Raw genomic sequence first — 2,592 nt, 5'->3', positions numbered from 1 at the left:
CGTCATTCCATCTGTACCACTTATCCAGTCATACAAATGGAATCTTATCCATGGCATACCATTAGACATGCGCATCCCCTTTTTTTATTAAATATAAATTAGTGATCATAATCCCCCCCTTAAGGCTGTTGCGTATTTATGCGTGCGCATGGTGACGCGTAATCTATTAATTTGATCTCTTTATTTTTGCCTGTTTAAGAATGTGAATGCTGCTGTTGATGTTTGTTATTATCTGTAGGGGCAGCAATATGAGAAGATATTACTGTTTGTGATGCATTTGCTGTACTAATTTTCTCCACCAGATGAAGCGTATCTTTTCTTCGTTTTGTCATTGGACGAACAACTCTATGGGATTTACTCCCATAATTATGTAGGAACCAATCTAGTGTAACCCAAGATAGACCCTTGGCTTTAGACAACTGAATAATTATATTCCAGTATTTTGGAGAAATACTATTGCGATCACGCATTTTACGCGCAGCCTCATAGCTACAACCAATTTCTTTTGCAAATTGGCGTATAGATCCCCAAGATTCAATCAAACTTTTGACATAAAAATCATTAACCATGACACAAATAGTACATTACGTACAATTTTAAATCAAGATAAAATCGTACACAATGAATTAAAAAAATAGTGGATAATGTACAAATGACTTATTTGCCAAAAGATAGACTTAAAATAGCGCGTAAGAATGCTGGATACGCAACACCAAGCGAAGCTGCGCGCGCTATACCAGCTCTTAATCAAAATACCCTAATTAGTCACGAAAATGGAAATCGTGGTATTTCGCGCCAAATAGCCGAGCTCTATGGACAAGTATTTAATGTAGATCCGGGGTGGATTTTGTATGGCGAGTCTCCTCAAGAAAATCCTAACCTCAATATAAGTATTCCTGTCGTTTCATGGATTAGCGCTGGAGAATTAAGCGAGCAAGATGGGATAATGGATTTTTCAGATTATCCTATGACAGAGGCTGTTAATCTTCCTGCCGGTGAATGGATTGCTTTACGTGTAGATGGGGCATCTATGAATAAAATTAGCCCTCCAGATTCTATAATATTTGTAAATATGCGAGACAAAAAACTTGTGCCTAATGCCTGCTATGTAATTGCAGATGAATCTGGACAAGCGACATATAAACGATACAGACCTAATGATGATCCTCCTTTTCAGCCCGCTTCATACGACAAAACGATAAAGGCTCCAAAACTTGAAGGCGCTATCTCTATAATAGGTCGTGTACGGCGCACTATTCTTGATATGTAAACACAATACGATTCTCTGTTCACGTTATCGATTAGATTGCCATCAACAGATTGAAGCGAGTTTGCTTGATTTTTATCAGTAAACAGCAAAATTTTGATTCTCTAAATTGTGCCGTGATTCGTCTTTTTTTATTTTTTTTTAAAAAATAGTACATTATGTACTTGACTATCTTTAGTGCATAATGTACTAATGTATCCATAAACCACGCACAAACAATCGCCAAGAGGCGTTAGGGAGGAAAAATTATGGATAAGCCAATTCTTATAAATTCTGATGAAATCTTATTAGTTGTCTATGATGATGATCAAAACATTGGTCGGTCGGGACCACTGGATGAAAGCCAAATTCTAAGCATTGTTGATGAGGTAGATGATGCAATCCAAATCTTTCGTATAAATCCCTCTGAGAATAATTGTGAAGATATCTCTGAAGAAATTGCAGAAGCATATGTAAAAGAAAATATCGAACATCTCCATGAGGATAGTGAGGTTCATGACTTTGTACGTGAAAGTGATGCTTACCACGATCTTTTATNTTTTCCCATCAATAATTGATTAGAGTAAACTTATGACCACACATGATACTCATATTCATAGTGAAGGATATCTCACGCCTGAAAACGAGGTAGACAACAAAATCGGTTATGTCCAAATGGTCAATGCCCATGTAATGCATAGGTACTTACATTTGAAACAAGATTTTTCCACTTGGTTTAACGATTGTGTTGAAAAGCTTGATCTAAAAGAAGGCGTGGATTTTGTTTTTACAAAACAAGAATGGAACAGACAGAAGATTTGTCCAAAATCTGAAATAGAAACAGATAAAACCGATAATCATTACTTCAAAATTCACGCAACAAAGAAAATTGCTAAAGCAGAGCGCCATAGAAACTATGGCAGAATATTATACCAAAACTTGTATTTTTCTTAATTAAGGGGGTGATGATGCGAAACTTTATTACAATATCTGAAAACAATTTTCAAAACACAACTGTTCCCACCATGTCTAGTCGTGAAATTGCAGAGTTATGCGGTAAGCAACATGCGCATATTATGCGTGATATTCGACAAATGTTAGGAGAATTATATCCTGAAGGGGGTCAATCCAAATTTGGATCCACCTATTTAGATAAACAGGGTAAGCCCCAAAACTGTTACAACCTCCCTAAGCGTGAATGCCTTATCTTAGTTTCCGGTTACAGCATGACATTACGTGCTAGGATTATAGACCGTTGGCAAGAATTGGAAAAGCAAGCAGTAACACCACAAATCGACTATTCAAGTCCAAAGGCTATGATTGGCTTTTTGAATTACCTACAAGGT

At 36.6% G+C, this 2,592-nt stretch carries 4 protein-coding genes and 1 pseudogene; 4 read left to right on the top strand and 1 reads right to left on the bottom strand.

The genetic code is table 11. The annotated features are described in order from the left end of the window. Positions 1-194: 194 nt before the first annotated feature. Complete coding sequence (locus ACFIMC_RS00025; RefSeq protein WP_375634992.1) at positions 195-542, bottom strand: hypothetical protein; 348 nt, start codon at positions 540-542, stop codon at positions 195-197. 110 nt (positions 543-652) lie between these two features. On the opposite strand from ACFIMC_RS00025, the gene ACFIMC_RS00020 reads away from it, so the two are divergent. The 4 genes and pseudogenes from ACFIMC_RS00020 to ACFIMC_RS00005 all read left to right on the top strand — a co-directional run. Beyond that, a complete protein-coding gene (locus tag ACFIMC_RS00020; RefSeq protein ID WP_012754749.1) occupies positions 653-1,270 on the top strand; it encodes a S24 family peptidase in 618 nt (205 codons plus the stop codon). 245 nt (positions 1,271-1,515) lie between these two features. Continuing rightward, positions 1,516-1,803, top strand: a pseudogene (locus tag ACFIMC_RS00015) (hypothetical protein); the annotation flags it as partial. Positions 1,804-1,837: 34 nt separating this feature from the next. Continuing rightward, the gene (locus tag ACFIMC_RS00010) at positions 1,838-2,200 is read left to right on the top strand and encodes an antA/AntB antirepressor family protein (protein WP_375633867.1); all 363 of its coding nucleotides are present in this window, start codon (positions 1,838-1,840) and stop codon (positions 2,198-2,200) included. A gap of 14 nt (positions 2,201-2,214) precedes the next feature. Beyond that, positions 2,215-2,592, top strand: a 378-nt coding sequence (locus ACFIMC_RS00005) for a Rha family transcriptional regulator (protein WP_375683711.1), incomplete at its 3' end; no start/stop codon positions are given.

This window comes from Bartonella sp. AP21QHHD (assembly GCF_042196205.1).
GTDB lineage: Bacteria > Pseudomonadota > Alphaproteobacteria > Rhizobiales > Rhizobiaceae > Bartonella.
This window is presented reverse-complemented; position numbering and strand designations above follow the sequence as displayed.